Annotated in this window: 18 protein-coding genes and 1 riboswitch; of the genes, 7 read left to right on the forward strand and 11 right to left on the reverse strand. The window is 64.4% G+C overall.

Going from position 1 to position 25009, the window contains the following annotated elements; all coding sequences use genetic code 11:
• Window positions 1-3: 3 nt before the first annotated feature.
• The 5 genes from P9A16_RS17860 to P9A16_RS17880 form a co-directional block, all read right to left on the reverse strand.
• Entirely contained in the window at window positions 4-1566 is a 1563-nt protein-coding gene (locus tag P9A16_RS17860; RefSeq protein ID WP_278025794.1) for an ABC transporter substrate-binding protein, read from the reverse strand.
• A gap of 36 nt (window positions 1567-1602) precedes the next feature.
• The gene (locus P9A16_RS17865) at window positions 1603-2727 is read right to left on the reverse strand and encodes a DUF917 domain-containing protein (RefSeq protein WP_278025795.1); all 1125 of its coding nucleotides are present in this window, start codon (window positions 2725-2727) and stop codon (window positions 1603-1605) included.
• Complete coding sequence (locus tag P9A16_RS17870; RefSeq protein ID WP_278025796.1) at window positions 2724-4268, reverse strand: hydantoinase/oxoprolinase family protein; 1545 nt, start codon at window positions 4266-4268, stop codon at window positions 2724-2726. The genes P9A16_RS17865 and P9A16_RS17870 overlap by 4 nt, the downstream gene beginning before the upstream one ends.
• Before the next feature lie 3 nt (window positions 4269-4271).
• Complete coding sequence (locus P9A16_RS17875) at window positions 4272-4775, reverse strand: Lrp/AsnC family transcriptional regulator (RefSeq protein WP_278025797.1); 504 nt, start codon at window positions 4773-4775, stop codon at window positions 4272-4274.
• Between the two features lie 320 nt (window positions 4776-5095).
• The gene (locus tag P9A16_RS17880; RefSeq protein ID WP_278025798.1) at window positions 5096-5332 is read right to left on the reverse strand and encodes a sugar-binding domain-containing protein; all 237 of its coding nucleotides are present in this window, start codon (window positions 5330-5332) and stop codon (window positions 5096-5098) included.
• A 162-nt stretch (window positions 5333-5494) separates the two neighbouring features.
• Window positions 5495-5708: riboswitch (cobalamin riboswitch) on the forward strand.
• Between the two features lie 99 nt (window positions 5709-5807).
• Between P9A16_RS17880 and metE the strand changes: the two genes are divergently transcribed.
• Window positions 5808-8159: a 5-methyltetrahydropteroyltriglutamate--homocysteine S-methyltransferase gene (metE, locus tag P9A16_RS17885; RefSeq protein WP_278025799.1), complete on the forward strand. Its 2352-nt coding sequence runs from the start codon at window positions 5808-5810 to the stop codon at window positions 8157-8159.
• Between the two features lie 158 nt (window positions 8160-8317).
• Here the strand turns inward: metE and P9A16_RS17890 are convergent, their stop codons facing one another.
• Window positions 8318-9214 carry a LysR family transcriptional regulator ArgP gene (locus tag P9A16_RS17890; protein WP_278025800.1) on the reverse strand — a complete coding sequence of 299 codons (897 nt, stop codon included), beginning with the start codon at window positions 9212-9214 and terminating at the stop codon, window positions 8318-8320.
• A gap of 96 nt (window positions 9215-9310) precedes the next feature.
• Between P9A16_RS17890 and P9A16_RS17895 the strand changes: the two genes are divergently transcribed.
• A complete protein-coding gene (locus P9A16_RS17895; RefSeq protein WP_023512952.1) occupies window positions 9311-9919 on the forward strand; it encodes a LysE/ArgO family amino acid transporter in 609 nt (202 codons plus the stop codon).
• A 22-nt stretch (window positions 9920-9941) separates the two neighbouring features.
• Complete coding sequence (locus P9A16_RS17900) at window positions 9942-10838, forward strand: dihydrodipicolinate synthase family protein (RefSeq protein WP_278025801.1); 897 nt, start codon at window positions 9942-9944, stop codon at window positions 10836-10838.
• A gap of 205 nt (window positions 10839-11043) precedes the next feature.
• Here P9A16_RS17900 and urtE read toward each other — a convergent pair whose 3' ends face one another.
• From urtE to urtA, 5 genes are all read right to left on the reverse strand, one after another.
• Window positions 11044-11739, reverse strand: a complete 696-nt coding sequence (gene urtE, locus P9A16_RS17905; RefSeq protein WP_278025802.1) for an urea ABC transporter ATP-binding subunit UrtE — start codon at window positions 11737-11739, stop codon at window positions 11044-11046.
• A 355-nt stretch (window positions 11740-12094) separates the two neighbouring features.
• A complete protein-coding gene (gene urtD / locus P9A16_RS17910) occupies window positions 12095-12859 on the reverse strand; it encodes an urea ABC transporter ATP-binding protein UrtD (protein ID WP_278025803.1) in 765 nt (254 codons plus the stop codon).
• A 5-nt stretch (window positions 12860-12864) separates the two neighbouring features.
• Window positions 12865-14028 carry an urea ABC transporter permease subunit UrtC gene (gene urtC, locus P9A16_RS17915; protein WP_278025804.1) on the reverse strand — a complete coding sequence of 388 codons (1164 nt, stop codon included), beginning with the start codon at window positions 14026-14028 and terminating at the stop codon, window positions 12865-12867.
• Window positions 14025-15656 (reverse strand): urea ABC transporter permease subunit UrtB, encoded by a 1632-nt coding sequence (gene urtB / locus P9A16_RS17920; protein WP_278025805.1) that lies wholly within the window; start codon window positions 15654-15656, stop codon window positions 14025-14027. The genes urtC and urtB overlap by 4 nt, the downstream gene beginning before the upstream one ends.
• 277 nt (window positions 15657-15933) lie before the next feature.
• Complete coding sequence (urtA, locus tag P9A16_RS17925; RefSeq protein WP_278025806.1) at window positions 15934-17226, reverse strand: urea ABC transporter substrate-binding protein; 1293 nt, start codon at window positions 17224-17226, stop codon at window positions 15934-15936.
• 273 nt (window positions 17227-17499) lie between these two features.
• Between urtA and P9A16_RS17930 the strand changes: the two genes are divergently transcribed.
• The 4 genes from P9A16_RS17930 to P9A16_RS17945 all read left to right on the forward strand — a co-directional run bounded on the left by P9A16_RS17930 (window position 17500) and on the right by P9A16_RS17945 (window position 24984).
• Window positions 17500-20865: a hybrid sensor histidine kinase/response regulator gene (locus P9A16_RS17930; protein WP_278025807.1), complete on the forward strand. Its 3366-nt coding sequence runs from the start codon at window positions 17500-17502 to the stop codon at window positions 20863-20865.
• On the forward strand, window positions 20862-21776 hold the full coding sequence (locus tag P9A16_RS17935) for a response regulator transcription factor (RefSeq protein ID WP_278025808.1): 915 nt from the start codon (window positions 20862-20864) through the stop codon (window positions 21774-21776). The genes P9A16_RS17930 and P9A16_RS17935 overlap by 4 nt, the downstream gene beginning before the upstream one ends.
• 737 nt (window positions 21777-22513) lie before the next feature.
• On the forward strand, window positions 22514-23728 hold the full coding sequence (locus P9A16_RS17940) for an ROK family transcriptional regulator (RefSeq protein ID WP_023512568.1): 1215 nt from the start codon (window positions 22514-22516) through the stop codon (window positions 23726-23728).
• Entirely contained in the window at window positions 23725-24984 is a 1260-nt protein-coding gene (locus P9A16_RS17945) for a M20 family metallopeptidase (protein WP_278025809.1), read from the forward strand. Before P9A16_RS17940 ends, P9A16_RS17945 begins: the two co-directional genes overlap by 4 nt.
• Window positions 24985-25009: the final 25 nt, after the last annotated feature.

Consider the following 25009-nt stretch of genomic DNA (forward strand, 5'->3'; position numbering starts at 1 on the left):
GCCCTACCGGCTCAGTTCGTTGACGAAGGTGATGTGCCCGTAGGCCGGGTTGTCCGCATAGCCCTTGATGTCCGAGCGGATGACATGGACGTTGGGCTGATCCAGCATGAAGATCGCCGCCGCATCCTCGATCACCTTGCGCTGCGCTTCGATGAACAGGGCCTCTGCGCGCGGGCGGTCGGTGCCCGAGAGCTTGGCCGCCTCTTCGATCTTGGCATCCACCTCGGGGTTGGAGTAGTAGCCGAGGTTGAAGTTCGGCTTTTCCTCGCTGTGAAACAGGTTGAAGAGATAATCGTAAGGCGTGACGAAGGTTGGCCACCAGAACATGACGAAAATGTCCTGCGCGGCTTCCGGGCTCGACTTGCCGAGTTGCCACTGTGCCTCCCAGGCCATCGGCTGCAGTTTCAGCGTGATGCCGAGCGTTTCCAGGTTGGCCTTCCAGAGTTCGCCCGCAACGGCCTCGATCGCTTGCGCGGAGGAATAGGTCATCGTCAGTTCCAGGCCGGGCTCGATGCCTTCCTCCGCAAGCAGCGCCTTGGCAGCTTCGAGGTCGGTTTTCGGGATGGGCGCTTGGGCGTCGTGGCCCCAGATGCCGGCGGGAACGACACCCTTGGCACGCGTACCGAAACCGCTCGTGCCCGCGGTGATCACGTCGTCATAGGGGAAGGCGAGCGACAGGGCCTGGCGCACCTTGACCCTGTCGAGCGGCGCGCGCTTGACGTTGTAGAGGCCAAACAGCGTTTCGAAGGATGGATTGATGACGACGTTGAGGTCCAGATTGGACTTCAGCGCCTCGAGGTTCTCGTAAGGCAGGCTGTAGGTCCAGTCGGCCTGTCCGCTCTCGATCATGTTCTGGGCGAGCGTTGCATCCTCGGTGATCTCGAACGACACGGTCTTGAAGCCGTTTTCCGGCACTTTGCCCCAGTAGCCGTCTGCGCGGTCGAGTACGGCGCGCTGGCCCGGCTCGTAGCGGCTGATCTTGAACGGGCCGGTGCCGCCATCGTTGCCGGCGTTGAACCAGGCGTTGTCCTTGTCCTGTACCGAGGGGGCGTAGATCCAGGCGGCAAAGCCTGCCGAGGCGATGAGGTCGAGTGGTTGCGGTTCGGAAAGCTGGAAGACGACCTTCAACGGCTCGGGCGTTTCGATGGAGGTCACCGGTCCCCAGATGAAGGATGCGCCGCCACCGATTTTCTTGGTGCGCTCGATCGAGCCCTTGACGGCTTCGGAGGTGAGCGGGCTACCGTCGTGGAATTTCACGCCGTCCCGGAGGGTGAAGGTCCAGGTCTTGCCGTCGGTGCTCACGTCCCAGCCGGTGGCAAGCAGGGGCTCTATCTTCGCCTCCTCGGTGTCGGTCGCCGGAATGTAGCGGGCAAGGCCCTCATAGACATTGGCGAGCACCGCACCGTCGTTGGAGAACGAGGTGGCGGGGTCGAGATCCGGGAAACTGGTCGGGCAGGCAAGCGTGAAGATGCTACCAGCGCCTTCCGCCATGGCGAAGTTCCAGCGCGCGCCGGCGGCAGCGAGGGTTGCGAGGGCCGTTGTCTTCAGAAAATTGCGGCGATTCATTTTCGTTCTCCCATGGAGGTTGGCCGGGGTGGACGCTCAGGCGCCTTCTTCGATGTATTGGGGGACGGCGAGGGCATCGGTGCTGATGCCCTGTGGCACGAAATCAAAATCATAGCCGAATGCACGAGGACCGACGGATTCAAGCGCGATCGCGCTGCGCAGCAGCACCGGGGCCGGCATGGAGAGCACGTCGATACGCAGGCCGTAGCGCAATTCCTCCGTGCCGATGGCGCGGCCGGTCTCGGAATCGACGATGCAGATCAGGTCCGGCACCATGGTGATGATGTCCTCGCCTTCGCGGGCGATCAGATATTCGTTCTGGATCTCGATGGCGATCGAGCGGCCGGCATCGTCGTCAAGCCCGGCGACGGTGAGTGTGCCGCGGTTGAAACCGGCTGCGATGCGACGGGCGATATCGGTGACCTTGCCACGCATCAGGCGCACGCCGCCCGATTGCCTGAGGATCGCTTCCACCGGATCTTCCTTGGCGGCGCGGGCATTCAGCACGGCATCGCCGAGGCTCCAGGCCTGGCTCGTCGTGTGCGGCACGCCGTAGCGGCGCACGAAGTCGCCGGACATGGGCGCCGTCGTCATCAGTGCCGTGCAGCCCATGGCGATCGTGCTGGCGCGCAGCAACTTCTCCAGCATCTTCGGCGTGGTCGCCTCGGTGACGATGAGGACGTTGCCGTCCGCATCGGCCAGCGCCGCTGGCTGGACGGGCTGGCCGTGAATGAAGAATGTGGTCATCTGCACTTCGGGGAAGGCGCGGCCCATGCCGTCGGCATCCACCACAGGCAGGTCGACCATGGCGGCGGTCAGCATGGGTGAAAGGCCGTTGCCGCCGCCCACCTCGTCGCCGAGCAGCGCATCGACCTTGCGGCCCATGTGGTGTTCGAGGGCATGGAGCAGCCGCACGCCCTCAGCGCCTTCGGCGATCTTCTCGATGCCGACGGTCGGCGCGCCGATACCGCCGATGCCGATGATCTGTGCGTCGGGCGCCATGTCGGCCGGGCGCACCATGCGGATGCGCTTGCCCTCGCGCAGCAGTGCCTTGGCACGCAGCGACGCATGATAGGTGCTGCCGCCGCCGCCGGTGCCCAGAATGCCGCAGCCGATGGCGATGCGGTCGATATCCGCCTCGGTGAGCGTCCAGTACTTCATGCCCTGAGTTCTCCAATGACTTTCGCCGCGATGCGCACGGCGTTGCCGGGCAGGTAGGCCAGCGGCGTTTCCTCGATTTCGGCAAGGCTCACCGTTTCGTGCGCTGCACCCGCTTCGACAGCGCGTGCGCGCGCTTCGGCAACGATGGAGTCCAGCGCCTTCTCCCGTGTCGTGCCTTCCAGGGAGACGACGCTGTCCACTTCGCCGGAGACCTGCGCGATGGCTGCGCCGATCGCATTGGCGGAGCCGAAATGATCCGGCTTCAGCGACACCGAGGTGCCCTCCAGCAGCCCTTCCACGAGCACCGAGCCGCCACCGACGAGGATCGCCGGGATCGGCTCGGCGCTCGGTTTCATGCGGTCGAGAACCGTCTCGATGCTGGCTTTCATCTGCGCCAGCATCTGTCGGGCGAATTCGGGTGTGATATGGCTGAGCCGGTCGCGGTCCCCGAGATCGACGAGGCCGGCGGCCACTGCGATGTCCGTCGCCGTCAGCGTGTCGCCACCGAAGCAGAGCGCTTTTTCCGGCAGGCGGAAGCCGACCGAATCCGGGCCGACTGTCGAGGGCGGTCCGGACCGCACGATGCTGCCACCGCCAAGGCCGAAGGAATGGACGTCCGGCACGCGGAAATTGGTCGGCACACCGCCGATCATCGCCCCTTCGCTGCGGGTGCGCGGGAAGCCGGCGACCAGCATGCCGATATCGGTGGTGGTGCCGCCGATGTCGATCACCGCGGCGTCGGACAGTCCGGTTAGAAAGGCCGCTCCGCGCATGGAGTTGGTCGGGCCGGAGGCGATGGTGAAGACCGGATAGCGCTCGGCGAAGTCCGCCGCCATCAACGTGCCGTCGTTCTGGGTGAGGTAGAGCGGGCAATCGAGGCCGAGTGTGACGAAGGCCGAGCGGAAGGCGCCGACGGTCTCGTGGCCGAGCTTGTGCAGGCTTGCGTTGAGGATCGTGGCGTTCTCGCGGGGCAGAAGGCCGGTACGGCCGACACGGTGCGACAGGCTGATCGCAGCGTCCGGCATTTCCTCGGCAACGATTTCGGCCGCCTCGTTTTCCATGCGAGGATCCACCAGGGCGAAGACGGAGCAGATCGCGACGGCGGAGATGCCTTTGGCACGCCAGTCGCGACAGGCGGCACGGACTGCGGCCACATCAAGTGGGGCGATTTCGGAGCCGTCGTAGTTCACGCCGCCGCCCACCATGGCTGCGCCGCCTTCGACGATGGGACGCAGGGCGTCGGGCCAGTCGATCATCGGCGGCAGAGAGCGCGTCGCTGCGCCGCAAAGCCTGAGAACACCGACCTTTTCAAGATGGCGCCCTTCGACGACGGCGTTGAGGAAATGCGTCGTGCCGATCATGACAGCGTTGACGGCGGCGGCGGTGATGCCCGCTTCGGCGAGAACCGTGCGGATTGCCGCGCCGACGCCAGAGGTCACGTCCGCCGTGGTCGAGGCCTTCACCGTTGCCAGAACATCGGTGCCGCGCAGCAGTGCCGCATCCGTATTGGTCCCGCCCACATCCACCCCAATGCGCAACATGGGTTATCCTTTCTTCTTGCCGCCGAGGTCCGTGCCGCGGCCGATCGCGGTGGTTCTCGTGCCGAATACCTTGTAGAGCCGCAGGACCGCCGAAGTCGTCACGCGTTTGACGCCGGGCAGCTTGCCCAGTTCCTGATCCATGAATTCGAGAAGCGCCGCGTGATCGGCGACGAAGAGCGAGGCGCTGAGATTGGCTGTGCCGCTGGTCGCGGCCAGGTAGCCGATCTCCTCGTACTCCGCGAGCTGGATGGCAACGTCTTCTATCTTGCCGGCTTCGACCTCGATCAGAAGCTCGACCTGCACGTCGCGCCCGAGCGCCACGGGATCGGGAATGGCGCCGATCACGATCATCTTCGCCTGGAGCAGGGCGGCGATGCGATTACGGATCGTGCGTTCGGAGACGCTGCCGATCCGGCCAGCGATTTCTGCCGCCGAGAGGCGCCCGTCCTCGGAGAGATAACGGATGATCTCGCGGTCCAGATCGTCAACGACATAACGCTGTGTCATGGGGCGTTTCCATTTCGGCCTGTTTTAAGCAGTAAATTTCCGAAACGGAATTGTGTCAAGAATATTTCAGCCGCATAGGGTGAATTTTTCCGAAAATGACCCGAATATGGTCCTTGAAGTACGATTTGTTGCCGAATCGGAAATTAGCAGAGTGCCATGACGTGTCGTCTGGGAGGCGCGCTAGGGTTTGCTGATCCTTTTGAGGGGATCTCTGTCAAGGGAGGCGAGCGCACTAGGCGGTGCTGAGGTGGGGCGACCCCAGCACGGCTGCCATCCGCGCTTGGTGCTTGTCACCACTCGTCGGGTGCCTGATCCTGAAGCTACTGCTCGGTGGATGCCATGTGGGTGAAGAGATGGGTGGCATGGCCGCTGTTGAGCACGGCACGGATAGCATCCGTCTTGTTGGCGTCGCCGGCCACGCACAGTCGCCGCGGGAGGCTGAGCAGATCGTCGAGTTCGATGCCGATGACGCGGTTGTCGAAATCGTCGGTATTCTGCCGTCCTCGCCGTCGATGAAGCGGCAAATCAAGACCGCGGCGGCGCCGAGATCGCACCATGATGGCCGCGCAGAATTCCGCGGAAAGTTCCCGGTTTCCCGCAGATGCGCCGGTGACTTGCACCACGCTCAGGCCCTCGGGGGGTGGGCAGTTCCAGGGTGATAAAAATACATAAAGGCATAAGTATTTCTTTATGTCTATTGACAATCCGGCCTGGATACCATGAAGTCCTGATGTCGTGGTTCCCTGGAGCGGTTCTGCCTCTCCAGGGCTAAGAGGGAATCCGGTGCGCCGATCATTCGGCAATGCCGGGGCTGCCCCCGCAACTGTAAGCGGTGAGCCGCTGTCCAGGATGTCACTGAGGCGCCTGCCTTGGGAAGACGGACAGCAGTGACGACCCGCGAGCCAGGAGACCTGCCAAGACGAAACAACGTCCACGGGCGGGGTGTCCCGGTGGTTGCTGCGGTCCGTCTTTGACGGGGATGGCCGCACGCGTCCGCTTACCCATGCCCCCACCAACCAATGGGGTATGACAATGTCCAACAAAACTCTCTCGGTCGGCTCTCTCGGCTTTCCGCGCATCGGCCGCCACCGCGAACTGAAGTTTGCGCTCGAAGGTTTCTGGTCCGGCAGGATCACCGAAGACGATCTTCTTGAAACTGCGAAGACGCTGCGGGCGGAAGCCTGGATGCTCCAGCGCGATCGCGGGATCACCAGAATCCCCTCGAACGACTTCTCCTTCTACGACCATGTGCTCGATACCGCGGTCATGGTCGGCGCAATCCCGGCGGGTTATGGCTGGGAGGGCGGCGACGTGCCGCTGTCTGTCTCTTTCGCCATGGCGCGCGGCAGCCAGGAGGGGGGGCACGCCGGTTGCGGCCATGCCCATCACGGCCACGGCGTTCCCGCGCTCGAAATGACCAAGTGGTTCGATACCAACTACCACTACATGGTGCCGGAGGTTTGCGAGGATCAGGTCTTCACGCTGACCGGGCAGAAGCCGGTCGATCATTTCCTGGAGGCCAAGACGCTTGGCATCCATACGCGTCCGGTCGTGCTTGGACCGGTCACGTTCCTGAAACTTGCCAAGGCTCGTCCCGCGACCTTCAAGCCGCTCGATCTTCTGACAAGGCTGCTGCCGGTCTATGAAGCGTTGTTCCGCCGGTTGCACGCCGCCGGTGCGGACTGGGTGCAGGTGGACGAACCGGTCCTCGCCCTTGACCTGACCGAAGGCGAGCGCCATGCCTTCAAGGTGGCGTACGCGGCCTTCGCGGCGGCCGTTCCTGAACTGAAGATCATGCTCACCACCTATTTCGGGTCGTTGGGCGACAATCTCGATGCCGCAGCCGCACTTCCGGTCGCCGGCCTCCATGTCGATCTGGTGCGCGCTCCGGAACAGCTTGATGCGGTTGCAGCGGCTATGCGTCCCGATCAGACCTTCTCGCTCGGCGTCGTCGACGGCCGCAACATCTGGCGTGCAGACCTTGCCGCCCTTCTGGAGCGGTTGGCACCGGTCGTTGCCGTGCGCGGGGTCGATGCCATCGAGGTCGCCGCGTCGTGCGCATTGCTGCATGTCCCTGTCGACCTCTCCCTGGAGACGGCACTCGACGAGGATCTGAAAGCCTGGTTGTCCTTCGCGACCCAGAAGCTGGATGAACTCGCGATCCTCGGCAGGGGCCTGGCCGCGGGCAAGGATGCCGTCCGGCAAGCCGTCGACGATGCCACGCAGGCGATCACCGCCCGGGCCTCCTCGCCGAAGGTGACCGATCCCCTCGTCCAGGGCCGCATGGCCGGTATCGACGGGGGGATGAAGAAGCGCTTGAATACCTTCGAGGACCGGCGGCGCCTGCAGGCGGCGGCGATCGGGCTGCCGCTGTTTCCGACGACGACGATCGGTTCGTTCCCGCAGACCAGCGAGGTTCGCAAGGCGCGGTCGGCGCATGCCAAAGGTGCCCTCAGCTATAAGGACTACGAGGCATTCCTGCAGAAGCAGACCGAGGACGCCATCCGCTGGCAGGAGGAGATCGGCCTCGATGTGCTCGTTCACGGCGAGTTCGAGCGCAACGACATGGTGCAATATTTCGGCGAGCAGCTCTCCGGTTTCGCCTTCACGCAGTGCGCCTGGGTGCAGAGCTACGGATCGCGCTATGTGCGCCCGCCGATCATTTTCGGCGACGTCTCCCGCCCCAACCCGATGACGGTACGGTCGTGGCGTCACGCCCAGTCGCTCACCGAAAAGCCGGTGAAGGGCATGCTGACGGGGCCGGTGACGATCCTCAACTGGTCCTTCGTGCGGGACGACGTTGCGCGCAGCACGGTTTGCCGGCAGATTGCGCTCGCCATCCGCGATGAGGTTCTGGATCTCGAAAGGGCTGGTGCGAAGCTGATCCAGATCGACGAGGCTGCGCTTCGTGAGGGCCTGCCGCTGCGCCACAGGGACTGGCGGCACTATCTGGACTGGGCGATCGAATCCTTCCGCCTTTCTTCGGCGGGCGTCGCGGACGAAACCCAGATCCATACCCATATGTGCTATTCGGAGTTCAACGACATCATCGCGGCCATTGCGGCGATGGATGCCGACGTCATCTCCATCGAGACGTCCCGTTCCAGGATGGAGCTGCTCGATGCCTTCCGGAACTTCAAGTATCCGAACGAGATCGGCCCCGGTGTCTACGACATCCATTCGCCGCGCGTGCCCGACGTCAAGGAGATGGCAGACCTCCTCACACTGGCGCGGGGGCGTCTCGAGGATCGCCAGATCTGGGTCAATCCCGATTGCGGCCTCAAGACCCGCAAATGGGAAGAGGTCAAGCCGGCGCTCCTGAACATGGTGGAAGCGGCGCGGCAGCTGCGCGGGTCGCGCGCTGCGGCGGCCTCGGGGCCGTGAGGACCACGCGCTGATCGACGATGCCGGGAGCAATCCCGGCGTCTGCGGGGCCGCGTGGTCGCACTGGCCGCTGCCGGCGAATTGTATTGCTGGCCGGAGCAACGAGCACGACGGCTTGCGCGCAGTTTCGGTGGCTCAGGAGGATGCTTGCCTTCCTGTCACAAGAGGAAACGCCGGGCAGTCGCCGTCACCTCCCGGGTGAGACCGGCCAGCCGATCCGCGGCGAGGCGGTTTATCTGCCAGGAGAGCGGAATGTCGAGGGGGGTCTGTGGGCGCAGTGCCACCAGCCGCCCCGTCTTCAGATGCGCTTCAGCGAGCGGTTCGGGGTTCATACCCCACCCCAGGCCGGCAAGGCTCGCATCAATGAAGCCCTGCGTTGAAGGCAGCCAATGCGCCGGGCAGGCGAGGTCCTGCCCGAAGACCTGGCGGACCCAGCGGTTCTGCAGGCGGTCCTTCTGGTTGAAGACGAGCGACGGCGCGCGCATCAGCGCCTCGACCGTGACGCCTGCCGGGAAGTGCCGCTCCATGAAGTCCGGGCTCGCCGTCGCATGGTAGCGCAGCGTGCCAAGCGACAGGCGGCGACAGCCCTGCACCGGTTTCTCAAGGCTGGTGACCGCTGCCAGAACGCGGCCGCGCTGCAGCCATTCGGCGGTGTGATCCTCGTCGTCGATCGCGACATTCAGCAGATAGGGCGCATCCTTCGAGAAGTTCGCTATGGCTGTGAGGAACCACGTCGCGAGGCTGTCGGCATTGGTTGCAATGTGCAGTGTGACGGCCTTGCGGGTTTCGTCGGGCGGGGCGAGGGCCGGCAACTGGTGCAGCAGCTCGCTTTCCAGCATGCCGACATTCTCCATGTGCCGGCAGAGCCATTCGCCCGTATCCGTCGCGGTGCACGGGTTGCCGCGCGCGATCAGCACGGTGCCGAGCCGTTCTTCCAGCTGCTTGACGCGCTGGGAGACGGCGGAGGGTGTCACGCCCAGAAGGCCGGCCGCCTTTTCGAAGCTACCCGACTGCACCACGGCAGCGACGGCGCGGAGAGCGGAATAGTCGAGCACGAGTTATTTTTCCTTAATTGGAGTAAGCAGCATTAATTATACTAAATCCTCTTGCGGCGCTATGGAGGACATAGCGAAGAGGGGGCACCGCCGCGCATGAGCTTTTCCGTCTATGTCACCGGCCTTTCCATGGGCCTCAGCCTGATCCTCGCCATCGGCGCGCAGAACGCCTTCGTGTTGCGGCAGGGGCTGCGCAACGAGCATGTCTTCGCCATCTGCCTTACCTGCGCCCTGTCCGACGCGATACTGATCCTCATCGGCATCACCAGCTTCCGGCAGATCGCCGCGGTGCTTCCCTGGCTTGAGCCGGTGATGCGCTATGGCGGCGCTGCGTTCCTCGTCTGGTATGGCGCAAAAAACCTCTGTTCCGCTTTTCGCTCCTCCGGCGCGCTCTCGGCGGGGGAGGGGAAGGCTGCCGGCCTCGGCAAGGCGCTTCTCACCTGCCTTGCGCTCACCTGGCTCAATCCGCATGTCTACCTCGACACGGTCGTATTGTTGGGCACGATCTCGACGCGCTTTCCCGGTCTGGAATCCTCTTTCGCCGCTGGCGCAGTGACGGCCTCGTTTCTGTTCTTCTTCTCGCTTGGCTATGGTGCGACGAAGCTGCGGCCGGTCTTTGCCAACCCGGCCGCCTGGCGGGTGCTGGAGGGGATTGTCGCGGTGACAATGTGGCTGATCGCCTTCAAGCTCGCCAGCGGTCTATGATCGGCAGCACAGAGGGGGAGCCATGACTATTTTTCGCGGCCTTTCGGCCTTTTCCATCACGCCGACAGATACGGCCGGCCGTGTCGACACGGTCGCGCTTGCCGGTCTGCTCCAGCGCATCCAGGCTGCGGGTGCTGATTCCGTTGGCCTTCTCGGCAGCACCGGTGGCTATGCCTTCCTGTCGCGCGACGAGCGGCGCCGGGCTGTCGATGCGGCGATGAAGAGCGTCGGCGGGAGGATCCCGCTCATCGTCGGCGTCGGCGCGCTGCGCACCGACGAGGCCGAGGTGCTCGCGCGTGACGCAAAGTCGGCCGGGGCCGATGGCCTGCTGCTCGCCCCCATGTCCTACACACCCCTGACGGAGGAGGAGGTTTTCCAGCACATGGCCGCGGTTGCGACGGCGGGTGGCCTGCCGCTCTGCATTTACAACAATCCCGGCACCACCCGCTTCGTCTTCGGCGAAGGCCTGATCGCACGACTTGCAAGATTGCCTGATATTGTTGCCGTCAAGATGCCGCTGCCGGCGGACGGTGATTTCTGCGCGGAACTCGCCCGGCTGCGCGTCCTGACGCCGAAGGATTTCTCCATCGGCTACAGTGGGGATTGGGGCGCGGCGCAATCGCTGCTTTCTGGCGGCGATGCCTGGTACAGCGTCTCGGCCGGCCTGCTTCCCGCCGAAGCCCTTGCGCTCACCCGCGCCGCGATGGCCGGTGACCGGGCCGACACGGAGCACCGTGACGGTTCTTTCCAGCCGCTCTGGGTGCTTTTCAGGGAGTTCGGCAGCTTCCGTGTCATGTATGCCATCGCCGATCTTCTCGGCCTTTGCCGCGTCACCCCGCCGCGCCCGATCCTGCCACTCGGTCCCGATGACATGCCGCGGGTGAAAGCGGCGCTTGAAAGCCTCGGTCTCAGGATCTGACACCTTTCGATCGGCGCTGAACCATGTGCCAGACGGCATGCCTTGGCTTCGTTCGCGTCATCGCCGGCGTGATCGTCCTGACACGGCCCGCGAAGAGGAGACCCGTTGCGGCACGCATTCCCCCCTGTGCTGGCTGTCGGGCATGCGCGTTCGGCTTGCGCCATACGCCTTGGCAAACCGCGTGGCCTGAGCGGCGACCGTGTTCTCACACCGTCAGGTGGCGGCGGGCTTCTTGCGTGTCGAGCGTCTCGGCCGCGCCCTCGTGCACGATCTCGCCGCGATCCATGATGTAGACGTGGTCGGCAAGCTCGCGGCAGAAATCGAGGTACTGTTCGACCAGCAGGATGGCCATGCCGGTGGAATCGCGGAGATATTTGATCGCCCGGCCGATATCCTTGATGATCGACGGCTGGATGCCCTCGGTCGGCTCGTCCAGCACGAGGATTTTCGGGCGCGTCACCAGCGCTCGGCCGATGGCGAGCTGCTGCTGCTGGCCGCCCGAGAGATCGCCGCCGCGCCGGCCGAGCATGGATTGCAGCACCGGGAACAGGCTGAAGATCTCGTTTGGGATAAAGCGCTCCGAGCGCTTCACGGGAGCATAGCCGGATTCGAGGTTTTCCTTGACCGTCAGCAGCGGGAAGATTTCTCGCCCCTGCGGCACATAGCCGATGCCGTGCTTGGCGCGGTTGTAGGGCGCCATGCCGTCGAGCTTCACGTCGTTGAAGGTGACGGTTCCGGCGGAGAGCGGGTGCTGGCCGGTGATGGCACGCAAGAGGCTGGACTTACCGACACCGTTGCGGCCGAGCACGCAGGTGATCTTGCCCATCTCGGCGGTGAGCGAGATGCCGCGCAGCGCCTGGGCGGCGCCGTAGTGGAGGTTGGCTTTTTCGACGGTCAGCATGCGTCGGCTCCTTTTGTGGTGGAGGCCGTGTCACCCCCCTCTGCCCTGCCGGTCTCCCCCGCAAGAGGAAGGCTGTCGCATATGGAATTCGACGTAGCCGTTTTCCCCTTCTCCCCAGCGGGGAGAAGGTGGTCCGAAGGGTCGGATGAGAGGTTGATACGGAAGGAGTCTTCCGCTTTTTTGCCTTCGGCATCCCCCTCATCCGCCTGCCGGCACCTTCTCCCCGCTGGGGAGAAGGGGATGTAGCAACGGTTTCTCGCCATAGGCGATCGCCTTCCTCTTGCGGGGGAGACCGGCAGGGCAGAGGGGGGTGCCCAAGCAACCTGCTCCAGCGAAAGAAACACCGAATACATCCTCACCTCCCCAGATAGTTCTCGATGACCTTCTGGTCGGCGCTGACGAAATCGATCGAGCCTTCCGCCAGAACCGAGCCTTCCGCAAGGCAGGTCACCTTCACGCCGAGATCGCGGATGAAGCCCATGTCGTGCTCGACGACGACGACCGAGCGCGTCTTGGCGATTTCCTTCAGCAGGATCGCCGTTTCCGCCGTCTCGGCATCCGTCATGCCGGCAACGGGTTCGTCCACCAGCAGCAGCTCCGGCTCCTGTGCGAGCAGCATGCCGATTTCCAGCCATTGTTTCTGGCCGTGGCTGAGGTTTGCTGCAAAGTCGTCCTTGCGGTTCATCAGGCGCACCGTCGAGAGGATTTCCTCGATGCGCGCCTTGTCCTCGGCGGTGAGGCGATAGAACAGCGTGGAGAAGACGCCGCGGTTGCGGTTCAGCGCCAGTTCCAGGTTGTCCCAGACGGTGTGGCTCTCGAACACCGTCGGCTTCTGGAATTTTCGGCCGACGCCGAGCTGGGCGATCTCGGCCTCGTCCTTCTGGGTGAGGTCGATCGTGCCCTTGAAGAAGACTTCTCCCGAATCCGGCCGCGTCTTGCCGGTGATGATGTCCATCATGGTGGTCTTGCCCGCGCCGTTCGGGCCGATAATGGCGCGAAGCTCGCCGGGCTCGATGACGAAGGAGAGCGCATTCAGCGCCCTGAAGCCGTCGAAGGAGACGGAGACGCCGTCGAGATAGAGGATGCTGGTGGGTTTTGCATTCTGTGCGAGCGTGTTCATGTCGGTTACTCCGCCGCCTGAGGTTCTGCCGCCGCAAAAGCGCGCGCCTCTTCCGCCGCTTTCGCCTTGCGGTGCTCCCGGCGCCGCTCGACGGCCTGGCGCACGGTGCCGACGATGCCCTTGGGTAGGAAGAGCGTGACGAGGACGAACAGGCCACCGAGTGCAAACAGCCAGAATTCCGGGAAGGCGGCGGTGAAGATGCTTTTTCCCCCATTGACGAGGATGGCGCCGACGATCGGGCCGATCAGCGTGCCGCGCCCGCCGACCGCCGTCCAGATGACGACCTCGATGGAATTGGCCGGATCGAACTCGCCGGGATTGATGATGCCGACTTGCGGCACGTAGAGCGCGCCGGCGACACCGGCCATCATGGCGGAGACCACGAAGGCGAAGAGCTTCATATGTTCGACGCGGTAACCGAGAAAGCGCGTGCGGCTTTCGGCGTCACGCACGCCGACGAGGATCTTTCCGTATTTCGAGCGCACGATGCCCGACGTGATGATGAGCGAGAGGGCGAGCGCGATGGCCGACGCCGCGAAGAGCGCGGAGCGCGTGCCGTTCGATTGGATGTTGAAGCCTAAAATATCCTTGAAGTCGGTGAGGCCATTGTTGCCGCCGAAGCCCATGTCGTTGCGGAAGAAGGCGAGCAGCAGGGCGAAGGTCATCGCCTGGGTGATGATCGAGAGGTAGACGCCGTTGACGCGCGAGCGGAAGGCGAACCAGCCGAAGACGAAGGCGAGCAGGCCCGGCACGAGGATCGCCATCAGCGCGGCGAACCAGAACATGTCGAAGCCTTGCCAGAACCAGGGCAGTTCCTTCCAGTTGAGGAAGACCATGAAATCCGGCAGCAGCGGATTGCCGTAGGAGCCGCGCGCGCCGATCTGGCGCATCAGGTACATGCCCATGGCATAACCGCCGAGCGCGAAGAACGCGGCGTGGCCGAGCGAGAGGATGCCGCAGAAGCCCCAGACGAGATCGAGCGCCAGCGCGAGCAGCGCATAGGTGAGGTACTTGCCAAACAGCGAGACGATGTAGGTCGGCACATGCAGCGGGTGGTCCGGCGCGGTCAGCAGGTTCAGCGCTGGCACGAGGGCGGCGAGGACCAGCAGGATCGCGACCGTGATGACGATGTTGCGCCCGAGGGCTTTCGCGAGAAACGAGGTGATCATGCTTCCACCGCCCTGCCTTTGAGTGCGAAGAGCCCGCGCGGCCGCTTCTGGATGAAGAGGATGATCAGCACGAGCACGAGGATTTTACCCAGCACCGCGCCGGCATAGGGTTCCAGGAACTTGTTGAGGATGCCGAGCGTGAAGGCGCCGACCAGCGTGCCCCAAAGATTGCCGACGCCGCCGAACACCACGACCATGAAGCTGTCGATGATGTAGCCCTGGCCGAGGTTCGGCGAGACGTTGTCGATCTGCGAGAGCGCGACGCCGGCAATGCCGGCAATGCCCGACCCCAGGGCAAAGGTCAGCGCATCGACCCAGGGCGTGCGGATGCCCATGGACGAGGCCATGCGGCGGTTCTGCGTGACGGCGCGCATCTGCAGGCCCATCGGCGTCTTCTTGAGCAGGAAGAGCAGGAAGGCGAAGACGGCGAGCGAGAAGACGATGATCCACATGCGGTTCCAGGTGACCGTCAACCCGCCGAGTTCGAAGGCGCCGGACATCCACGAGGGGTTGGCGACTTCCTGGTTGGTCGGGCCGAAGATGAAGCGGACAGCCTGTTGCAGGATCAGCGAGACGCCCCAGGTGGCGAGCAGGGTTTCGAGCGGCCGGCCGTAGAGGAAGCGGATGATGCCGCGCTCCATGACGAGGCCGACGGCGCCGGTGACGAGGAAGGCGAGCGGCAGCGCGATGGCCAGCGACCATTCGAACAGGCCCGGCCAGGCGGCGCGGATGTAGGCCTGCACCACGAAGGTTGTGTAGGCGCCGAGCATGACCATCTCGCCATGCGCCATGTTGATGATGCCCATCACGCCGAAGGTGATGGCAAGGCCGATCGCGGCGAGCAGCAGCACCGAGCCGAGCGACAGGCCGTACCAGATGTTCTGCGCGCCGGCCCAGAGCTCTAGCTGGTCCTCGATCTCTCGGATGCCGGCCTCGATATCGGGGCGCAGGCTTTCATCCGCAGAGGCGAGCGCGCCGGAGAGCAGCGACAGCGAGTCCCGCCCGCCGGTCTGAACCACGGTCGCGACGGCCGCCTTCTTCTCCTCCACCGGGCGATCGGACACCAGGATGGCGGCGGCGCGGGCCTTTTCGAGCACGGCCTTGACCGCGCCGTCGGTTTCCGCGGCAAGGGCGGCGTCCAGGCCTTCGAGCGCATCGGCGGATGGCGTGCGCAGGATGGTGCTCGCGGCCTGAAGGCGCACGGACGTATCGGGGCTCATCAGCGTCAGCCCGCCGAGCGCAGCACGTATCACCCGGCGCAGCCCGTTGTTGACCTTGACCTTTTCGAGCGCGGCCTTGGCTTCCTCGCCGGCCGCATCGCCCGTCAGGGCATCGATGAGCGCGAAATTGGCGCCGGCCGGCTTGACGATGAAGACGGTGCCGTCGGCCTTGCGCTGGTAGAGATCGCCCTCGGCGAGCGCTTCAAGGGCGGGCACGATCTTGGGATCGCCGGTCTTCGCCAGCGCTTCGACCTGTTTCTGGTTTTCCTGGAAATTGCCGCCGCCCAGCGCATTGACCATGCTGCGCAGGTCGTCTGCCGCGCGAAGGTCGGTGGCGAGCAGCGTCACCATCACGCAGAAGGCGACGAGCAGGCATTGCAGGAAACGATGGATGAGCCGCATGTGCATCTCATGGCCTCGAGGCGTTGGGTTATGTGGCCATTCCGAGTGGCGGGATGGCGGTTGGTCGGCAGGCCCCTCATCCGCCTGCCGGCACCTTCTCCCCGCAAGCGGGGAGAAGGGACTATGCCGTACCGCTTCCCCAATCCGCACCCTTTTTCGGGGCACGTCCCCTCTCCCCGCTTGCGGGGAGAGGGGTAGGGTGAGGGGCAAACCACGCACCGGCTGGAAGGTGACCCGAAGGGTTTAGCAAAGGGGCTTCATGCACTCCCCTCAAGCCATCAGATCAGGAGCCCTTGCCGCCGCACTTGCCGGTGGCGACGTTGAAGTTGCCGCATTCCATGGGCTTGCGCCAATCGGCGATCAGGTCCTTGGAGTCGGGCAGGAAGTCCGACCATTCGTCGCCGACGACGAGGCCGGAGGTCTGCCACACGGTCTCGAACTGGCCGTCGGCCTGGATTTCGCCGATCAGCACGGGCTTGGTGATGTGGTGGTTCGGCATCATGGTGGAGAAGCCGCCCGACAGGTTCGGCACGGAGACGCCGATCATCGCGTCGAGCACGGCGTCCGTATCGGTCGTGCCGGCCTTTTCCACCGCCTTCAGCCACATGGCAAAGCCGATATAATGGGCTTCCATCGGGTCGTTGGTGACGCGCTTGTCGTTCTTGGTGAACGCCTTCCACGTCTTGATGAACTCGGCATTTGCCGGATTGTCGACGGACTGGAAGTAGTTCCAGGCGGCGAGATGCCCGACGAGCGGCGCGGTGTCGAGGCCGGCAAGCTCTTCTTCACCCACCGAGAAGGCGACGACCGGAACGTCTTCCGCCTTGACGCCCTGGTTGCCGAGTTCCTTGTAGAAGGGAACGTTGGCATCGCCGTTGATGGTGGAGACGACGGCCGTCTTCTTGCCGGCCGAGCCGAACTTCTTGATGTCGGAGACGATCGTCTGCCAGTCCGAGTGACCGAACGGCGTGTAATTGACCATGATGTCCTCGGGCTTCACGCCCTTGGAGATCAGGTAGGCTTCCAAAATTTTGTTGGTCGTGCGCGGATAGACATAGTCGGTGCCGGCCAGAACCCAGCGCTCGACGCCTTCGTTCTCGGCGAGGTAATCGACGGCCGGGATCGCCTGCTGGTTCGGCGCGGCACCCGTGTAGAAGACGTTGCGCTGGCTTTCTTCACCCTCGTACTGGACGGGGTAGAACAGGATGGAATTCAGCTCTTCGAAGACCGGCAGGACCGATTTGCGCGACACCGAGGTCCAGCAGCCGAACACGGCCGAGACCTTGTTGACCGAGACGAGCTCGCGCGCCTTTTCGGCAAAGAGCGGCCAGTCGGAGGCCGGGTCGACCACGACGGCTTCGAGCTTCTTGCCGAGAAGGCCGCCCTTCTTGTTCTGCTCCTCGATGAGCATCAACATGGCGTCCTTGAGCGTCGTCTCTGATATCGCCATGGTGCCGGAAAGCGAATGCAGGATGCCGACCTTGATCGTGTCGTCGGCCGCGAACGCGCCGTGAAAGGCCGTCGTCGAGAGAATGGCTGCGAGCAGTGCGCCGGTGGCGCGCGCCTTGATGGACATGGTCTGAACCCCTCTGTTCTTTTGACCGCAACGGGTCGGATTGGTTTTTTACCGTTGCTTGAGAAACTATCGGGCGGGGATGCTGCGCTGCACATACGTCATACTGCGTAGACGGGAGGGAGAAGCGGGAAGCTTTTGCAGTGCAGCAGGAATTTCGGTGGCGCTGCATGTGTGTTACGAAAGCGTCAGCTGCCGGGCGTGCTCCGCCCCAATGCACGCGTGAAGGTCGGGTGAACACGGCCTCCGAACGACCAAGGGGAACGACAGCAACACATGGCCGCACGCCAGCGCATCATCCCGGTCCGCCGCGAATACAATCGCTGGGTCGCCAACCAGACGCTGGAAGACTATGCGCTGCGTTTCACCGCCAAGAGCGCGCGGCGGTTTTCGTCCGACCGCATTTCGCAGACCGCCATCGGCGCCATCTCCTTCCTCGCGCTGGAAGCCATCGGCGGCGCGATCACCATGTCCTACGGCACGACGAACGCGCTCGTCGCCATTCTCGTCGCCAGCTTGATGATCCTTCTCGTCGGCCTGCCGATCAGCCGCTACGCCATCCGCCACGGCGTCGACATCGACCTTCTGACGCGCGGCGCGAGTTTTGGCTATATCGGCTCGACGCTGACCTCGCTGATCTATGCGAGCTTCACCTTCATCCTCTTTGCCATCGAGGCATCGATCATGTCCGGCGCGCTGGAGCTGGCGCTCGGCATCCCCTTGTGGATCGGCTACATCATCTCGTCCGTCGTGGTGATCCCGCTGGTCACGCACGGCGTGCAGCTCATCTCGCGTTTCCAGCTCGTCACCCAGCCGTTCTGGATCGTGCTCAACATCCTGCCTTTCGTCTTCATCGCCTTTGCGGATTTCGAGAAGGTTGGCGAATGGCTCGCCTATTCGGGCCTCAACCACCCCTCCGGCCCGCCCGGCACCTATGCACCGTTCAACCTCGTGGAATTCGGCGCGGCCTCGGCCGTCATCTTCGCGCTGATGGCGCAGATCGGCGAACAGGTCGACTTCCTGCGCTTCCTGCCGCCGGACGGGCAGAGGAAGCTGCACCACCGCATCGCCGTGTTCCTCGCCGGCTCGGGCTGGGTCATCGTCGGCGCGCCAAAACTGGTCGCCGGCTCCTTCCTCGTCGTTCTGGCGCTGTCATCGGGCGTGCCCTCGACGCGCGCGGCCGATCCGGCGCAGATGTATTACACCGCCTTCGGCTACATGCTGCCGTGGGACATGGCGGCGCTGCTATTGATGGTCGCCTTCGTGGTGGTCTCGCAGCTCAAGATCAACGTGATGAACGCCTATGCCGGCTCGCTCGCCTGGTCGAACTTCTTCTCGCGCCTGACGCACAGCCATCCCGGCCGTGTCGTCTGGCTGGTCTTCAACGTGGCGATCGCGCTGCTCCTGATGGAGCTCGGCATCTACCGGCTGCTGGAGGAAACGCTGGGCGTCTTCTCCATCGTCGCCATGGCCTGGCTCTGCACCATTTCGGCCGATCTCTTCGTCAACAAGCCGCTCGGCCTTTCGCCGCCCGGTATTGAATTCAAGCGCGCCCATCTCTACGACATCAACCCGGTCGGCCTCGGCGCGATGAGCTTTTCCGCCGTCATCGCGCTTATCGCGCATTTCGGCACGTTCGGCGAAATCCCCGCCTCGCTCGCCCCCTATATCGCGGCGCTCGCCGCCTTCGTCGCCTCGCCGCTGATCGCCTGGGCAACGCGCGGCAAATATTACCTCGCGCGAAAACCGCGCAGGAGCTGGGCACTCCGGCAGACCATCACCTGCTCGATCTGCGAACACCCCTTCGAGCCCGAGGACATGGCCTGGTGCCCTGCCTATGCGGCGCCGATCTGCTCGCTGTGCTGTTCGCTCGACAGTCGCTGCCACGACCTCTGCAAGCCGAAGGCGCGCTTCAACGCGCAGGTGGCTAGCGTCGCGAAAACCATCCTGCCGGAACCCGTGACATCGGCGCTCGCCACCCGGCTTGGCCGCTACGGCATCGCGACCGCGCTTTCGATCACGGGGATGGGTGTCATCCTTGCCATGATCGCCTACCAGGTCGGCACCCATTCGCCCGAGACGGCGGCGGTGGTGGAACGCACCGTCGCCGTGGTCTTCTTCGTCTTCGCCGTCGTGGCCGGCGTCGTCTGCTGGTTCTATGTGCTGGCGCATGACAGCCGGGTGGTGGCGGAGGAGGAATCCTCGCGCCAGACGACGCTGCTCCTCAAAGAAATCGCCGCGCACAAGAAGACGGACGCGGCGCTCCAGCGGGCGAAGGAGACGGCGGAAGCTGCGAACCGCGCCAAGAGCCGCTATGTTGTCGGCCTCAGCCACGAACTGCGCACGCCGCTCAACGCCGTGCTCGGCTATGCCCAGGTGCTGGAGCGCGACGAGAGCATTCCGCCGCAGCGCCAGGGGGCGATCCGCGTCATCAAGCGCAGCGCCGACCACCTCTCCGGCCTCATCGACGGCCTGCTCGACATTTCCAAGATCGAGGCGGGCAAGCTGCAAGTCTATTCCAACGAGATCAACATCCACGATTTCCTCGACCAGATTTTTGAAATGTTCCGCCCGCAGGCACAGGTGAAGGGCGTCGCCTTCACGCATGAGCGCGCGAAAAACCTGCCGGCCTATGTGCGGACCGACGAGAAGCGCCTGCGCCAGATCCTCGTCAACCTCATCTCCAACGCGCTGAAATTCACCGACGCCGGCGAAATCCGTCTCGATGTCGCCTATCGCAGTCAGGTCGCCACCTTCACCGTCGCCGACAGCGGCCGCGGCATCCTCGAAAGGGACCTTTCCCGCATCTTCGAACCCTTCCAGCGCGGCGATGCCGAACATGGCCGTATGCCGGGCCTCGGCCTCGGCCTCACCATCACACGGCTTTTGACGCAGACGCTTGGCGGCGAGATTTCGGTGACGAGCGAGCGCGGCAAGGGCACAGAGTTTCGCGTACGGCTGATGCTGTCGGCCGTCGATCGCCCCACGGCGCCGAAGGTGCGCCACATCAAGGGCTATGCCGGCGCGCGCCGCACCATCCTCGTCGTTGACGACAATGCCGATCATCGCAACCTGATGGAAGAGGTGCTGCGGCCGCTCGATTTCACCGTGCTGACGGCGAAGGGCGGGGCGGAATGCCTTGATCTTGTCGAAGGGCTGAAACCGGACCTCTTCCTCATCGACATCTCCATGCCCGGCATGAACGGCTGGGAGCTGGTGGAGCGGTTGCGCGCGCGCGGCCAGGCCGCGCCGATCGTCATGCTCTCGGCCAATATCGGCGACGGCTCGGCCTCCCGGACGGGCCACAACGACACGCTCGCCAAGCCCTTCGACCTGCGCCAGCTCACCGACACGCTCGCGCTCCATCTCGGCCTCGCCTGGACCTATCACGGCGAGGCGAAGGCGGAGGAGACGGCGGAGGCCAGCATTGTGATCCCCGAAAAGGACCATGTCGACGAGCTGATCCGGCTCGGTGAGATCGGCTATATCAGGGGCATCGAGGCGAAATTGGCCGAAATCGCCCGCGTGGCCGAACACCAGCCCTTTGCGGAGGCGGTGCGCGCCTATGTGCAGGTGTTCGACCTTGCCGGCTATGACGCCTTCCTCAAAACCATGGACCCGGAGAAAGGACGCCGCCCGTGACCGAGGCCGCCACCCCGCGCGACATCGTGCTCCTCGTCGACGATTCCCCCGAAGCGCTCGGCTTCCTGACGGAGGCGCTGGAACAATCCGGCTTCTCCGTGCTGATCGCCACTTCGGGCATGGCGGCGCTCAACATCGTCGATCGCATCACGCCCGACATCATCCTGCTCGACGCCGTCATGCCCGGCCTCGACGGGTTCGACACCTGCCTGAAGCTGAAGGCGAACCCCGCCGTCAGCCCCGTGCCCGTCGTCTTCATGACCGGCCTTACCGAGACCGAGCATGTGGTGCGGGCGCTGGAGGCCGGCGGCGTCGACTATCTGACGAAGCCGATCAACATCGACGAACTGCGCGCCCGCATCCGCGTGCACCTTTCCAACGCCCGCTCCGCCCAGAGCGCTCGGGTGGCGCTGGATGCCGCGGGCCGGCACCTGCTCGCCGTCAGTGGCGAGGGAAAGATCCGCTGGTCGACGCCGCAGGCGACGCGTCTCGTCAACGCCGCGACCGGCAGCGACGACGGCCTCGACGCCGTCTCCGGCCATATCAACACCTGGATGAAGACCCGTGGCACCGCGCGCGAAAACACGTTCGCCATCCGCCAGACGGGCCAGGCGAGCCTGCAACTCGCCTTCCTCGGCGCGATCGGCGCGGACGAATATCTCTTCCGCCTGACGGCCGAGAACCGACTCTCCGAGGACGAGGTGCTGCGCCAGCATTTCGGGGTGACGCAGCGCGAATCCGAGGTGCTGCTATGGATCGCCAAGGGCAAGTCGAACCGCGACATCGGCGAGATTCTCGGTCTCAGCGCCCGCACGGTAACGAAACATCTCGAACAGATCTATGTGAAACTCGGCGTCGAAAACCGCGCCTCGGCGGCGGTGAAGGCCGCACATGTGCTGCACGAGGTCTGACGCGTGCGGAAATATCCAAATTTCTAACGTGGTGGCGGAGATCGACGGCCGGACGATCGTGATGGCCGGTGGCGATGGGGTGGAGAGCGGTGCCGCCGCCGCTTTGGGGCATTGCGAACATGAGCCTCCCGCAAAGGCAGATTGCAGCCGTGATGCCGCGCGCCGCGCAGGTGTGTCCCCAAGCCAGCGCCGACCATATGGGAGGAACATCCCAGCGCAGACGGGCGATGACGGCGGGCGCAATCCAGCCCAGCAGAAACAGGATTGTGGCCAGCGTCACAGCTTTCGTCGGCGCTTCGGGGACTGTGTCCGTCATTGACAAAGACACCGGCGATCGACCGACCGGCCATTCCGTCCATGCCCAACAGAGAGCGCCATGCCGCTCCATTGTCGTTCGTCCGTAGCCTGCGGAAGAATACGATCGCCGGAAAGCCCCGTGCCAGTAGTGCGAGGAGGCGAGAGAGATCGGCAGGATCCATGGGCTGTGTGCGTCCATTTCATTGGGGTGCCACGCCACGATCTGCGCGCCGTGGCTGATTTTCAGCAAGGCCTTCTTTGGGTTCGCCGTAAAATCCGTATTGCTCTGGGCCTTTCTCCGTGCGGCTTGTCGGGCTTTTCAGCTGCTGCATCGGCCTTGCCATGCCGTCCTCTAAACACACCGGACGCTCGAGATGGGGATTGACAGGTACGTCACCCTCTAATAAGTTCGGTGACAGAACGAACTAAATAGGGTTGCAATGACCGACGCGCCTCGTATCTCCCGACAGTTCTCCCAACGCGCCGTCATGGAAGCGATCGTTCAGGGCGGTCCGATCTCGCGAGCGTCCATCGCGAAGCTGACGGGTCTGTCGAAACAGACGATCTCCGAGATCGTCCGGGACCTTGAGGATGGCGGTTGGGTCCGCGAAACCGGCCGGACCAGCGGGCATGTCGGTCGCACGGCCGTCACCTACGAATTGGTGGTCGATGCCGCCTTCATTGTCGCGGTCGATCTCGGCGGCACGAAGGTTCGCGTCGCCGTTACGGATCTTGCCGGGCAGATCGTGGTCGAGGATGCGGCGCCGACCGATCCGCGCGGCGGCGGCCATCTCGTGAGCCAGATTGCCGATATGGCCCTTTCTGCCGCGGCGAAGGCGGCGGTGCCGCGGGCGAAGCTGCGGCTTGCCGTCGTCGGCGTTCCGGGCGCACCCGACAACCGGACCGGCCGCGTGCTGCTTGCGCCCAATATCCGCGATTTCGACAGCATGGACGTGCTGGAGGCTTTCCGGCGGGCGCTCGGCTTCGATGTCGTTCTGGAGAACGATGTCAATCTCGCGGCGCTCGGCGAAAGCTGGCAGGGGCAGGGGCAGGGCATCGACAATCTAGCCTATGTCGCACTCGGCACCGGTATTGGTAGCGGTCTCATCCTTGGCGGTCATCTCGTGCGTGGGGCGGCGAGCGCCGCTGGCGAAATGGGCTTCCTGCCGATCGGCACCGATCCCTTCGATCCGGAGTCCCTGCGCGTCGGGGCTTATGAGCGCGCGGTCGCCACCCACGGCATCATCGAACGGTATGAGGCTGCCGCGGGTCGGAAGATCGATGTCCCCGCTATCTTCGAACGTGCGGCGGCGGGCGAGGCCGCGGCCGTTGCCGCCATCGACGAAACCGGCCGTCAGGTGGCCTGCGGCATCGCCGCCATCTGCGCCATCGCCAATCCGCAGCTCGTGATCCTCGGAGGCTCCATCGGCCTGCGCCCCGAAATCCTGGAGCGCGCCCGGCACTTTCTGCCGCAATGTTTCCCCTATCCCGTCGATCTCGTCTCCAGCGACCTCGGAGCTCGGGCAGCGCTTGTCGGGGCTACGGCTATCGGTCTCAGCCAGTTGCACAACACGTTGTTCGGTGTGGCGACACCGAATGCCAGCCTTTCCCTTCCGCCCGCCGGAACGGACTCGCCTCAGGAGGCCGCAGAATGACGGCAGAGAACGATCTCTTCGCCCGCCTTCGGGCAGCCCTCGACCGTGACGCTGCGATCGACCTGTTCCGTGGCGCGATCCGGCATGACAGCATTACCGGCAACGAGGCGAATGTCGCCGCCTATCTCGCTGAGGCGATGCGCACGCTGAACCTTTCGGCCTTGCAGACGGCGGATTTCCTGCCCGGTCGCCCGAATGTCTGGGGCAAGCGCGTCGGCGCGGGGCGTGGCCCGCACCTGCTTTTTATCGGCCATACGGATGTCGTGCATGTCGATGGCTGGCGCGAGAACTGGGTCGGCACGGAGCGCGAGGATCCCTTCGGCGCCGCCATCGTCGACGGCGCTGTGTGGGGACGCGGCGCGGGAGACCTCAAGGCCGGCATCACGTCTTCGCTCGCCGCCCTCGCTCTCCTCGATGCGGCGGGCATTAAACTTGCCGGCGATGTTTCCTTCGCCTTCGTCGGCGATGAGGAGAGCGGCCAGCCGGGCACCGGCGTTTCGGCCGGCATCAAGGATTATGTCACGCGGATCGAAACCGGGGAGATCGAGCGGCCTGATTTCGTCGTCTATGTCGAGCCGACGCAGCTTGCGGTCTATCCCGCACAAATCGGCTTCTTCATCACCGACATTACGATCACCGGGCGCTCGGCCTATTTCGGTGTGCCGGAGCTGGGCAAGGATGCGTTGCGTGCCAGCCATGGTGTCATGAGCGCGCTCTGGAAGCACTCCGACGAAATTTCCGCCCGGGCCGAGCATGCGCTTGTCGGCCGCTCGTTTCTGCTGATCACCGGGCTTGCCGGCGGCGGCTACATCGCGGTGCCGGAGAAATGCGAACTCTCGCTCATCCGCAAGCTCCTGCCGGGCGAATCGCTCGATCAGGCGGCGGCCGAGATCGAGGCGACCGTGCGCGGTGCTATCGACGATCCCGAAATCACGGTGGCGTTTTCCTATCCGGCCGGCCGCGACCATGCGCTCGGCGGTACGGCGGCGGAGATCGATGCTGATAGGCCGGAGGTTGCGATGCTGTCGGAGGCGATCAGCGGGGCGCTTGCGGGCCGCGGCAACATTGCGGGCGCGCCGTTCTGGTCGGAATCGCCGTTCTTCGTGAACCGGCTCGGAATTCCCGCGGTCTACTGCGCGCCCGGCGATATCCGCAACTGCCACACCTACAACGAACATGTCGAGATCGAGGAATTCCTCGCGGGAGTCGTCGGCTTCGCGGCCTTCATGGCGCGCTTCTGCGGAACGGTGGAATGAACAACTCAAGCAAAAGAGGGAACAG

Origin of the sequence: Shinella sp. 838, from assembly GCF_029623935.1 — a bacterium.
Lineage (GTDB): Bacteria > Pseudomonadota > Alphaproteobacteria > Rhizobiales > Rhizobiaceae > Shinella.

Excerpts from the sequence above, each read along its gene's own strand:
- metE (WP_278025799.1), top strand. The coding sequence starts at position 5,808 with ATGTCCAACAAAACTCTCTCGGTCGGCTCTCTCGGCTTTCCGCGCATC.
- P9A16_RS17940 (WP_023512568.1), top strand. The coding sequence starts at position 22,514 with ATGACCGACGCGCCTCGTATCTCCCGACAGTTCTCCCAACGCGCCGTC.
- P9A16_RS17895 (WP_023512952.1), top strand. The coding sequence starts at position 9,311 with ATGAGCTTTTCCGTCTATGTCACCGGCCTTTCCATGGGCCTCAGCCTG.
- urtB (WP_278025805.1), bottom strand. The coding sequence starts at position 15,656 with ATGCACATGCGGCTCATCCATCGTTTCCTGCAATGCCTGCTCGTCGCC.
- P9A16_RS17945 (WP_278025809.1), top strand. The coding sequence starts at position 23,725 with ATGACGGCAGAGAACGATCTCTTCGCCCGCCTTCGGGCAGCCCTCGAC.
- urtD (WP_278025803.1), bottom strand. The coding sequence starts at position 12,859 with ATGAACACGCTCGCACAGAATGCAAAACCCACCAGCATCCTCTATCTC.
- urtC (WP_278025804.1), bottom strand. The coding sequence starts at position 14,028 with ATGATCACCTCGTTTCTCGCGAAAGCCCTCGGGCGCAACATCGTCATC.
- P9A16_RS17900 (WP_278025801.1), top strand. The coding sequence starts at position 9,942 with ATGACTATTTTTCGCGGCCTTTCGGCCTTTTCCATCACGCCGACAGAT.
- P9A16_RS17870 (WP_278025796.1), bottom strand. The coding sequence starts at position 4,268 with ATGTTGCGCATTGGGGTGGATGTGGGCGGGACCAATACGGATGCGGCA.
- P9A16_RS17880 (WP_278025798.1), bottom strand. The coding sequence starts at position 5,332 with ATGGTGCGATCTCGGCGCCGCCGCGGTCTTGATTTGCCGCTTCATCGA.
- P9A16_RS17875 (WP_278025797.1), bottom strand. The coding sequence starts at position 4,775 with ATGACACAGCGTTATGTCGTTGACGATCTGGACCGCGAGATCATCCGT.
- P9A16_RS17860 (WP_278025794.1), bottom strand. The coding sequence starts at position 1,566 with ATGAATCGCCGCAATTTTCTGAAGACAACGGCCCTCGCAACCCTCGCT.
- urtE (WP_278025802.1), bottom strand. The coding sequence starts at position 11,739 with ATGCTGACCGTCGAAAAAGCCAACCTCCACTACGGCGCCGCCCAGGCG.
- urtA (WP_278025806.1), bottom strand. The coding sequence starts at position 17,226 with ATGTCCATCAAGGCGCGCGCCACCGGCGCACTGCTCGCAGCCATTCTC.
- P9A16_RS17930 (WP_278025807.1), top strand. The coding sequence starts at position 17,500 with ATGGCCGCACGCCAGCGCATCATCCCGGTCCGCCGCGAATACAATCGC.
- P9A16_RS17865 (WP_278025795.1), bottom strand. The coding sequence starts at position 2,727 with ATGAAGTACTGGACGCTCACCGAGGCGGATATCGACCGCATCGCCATC.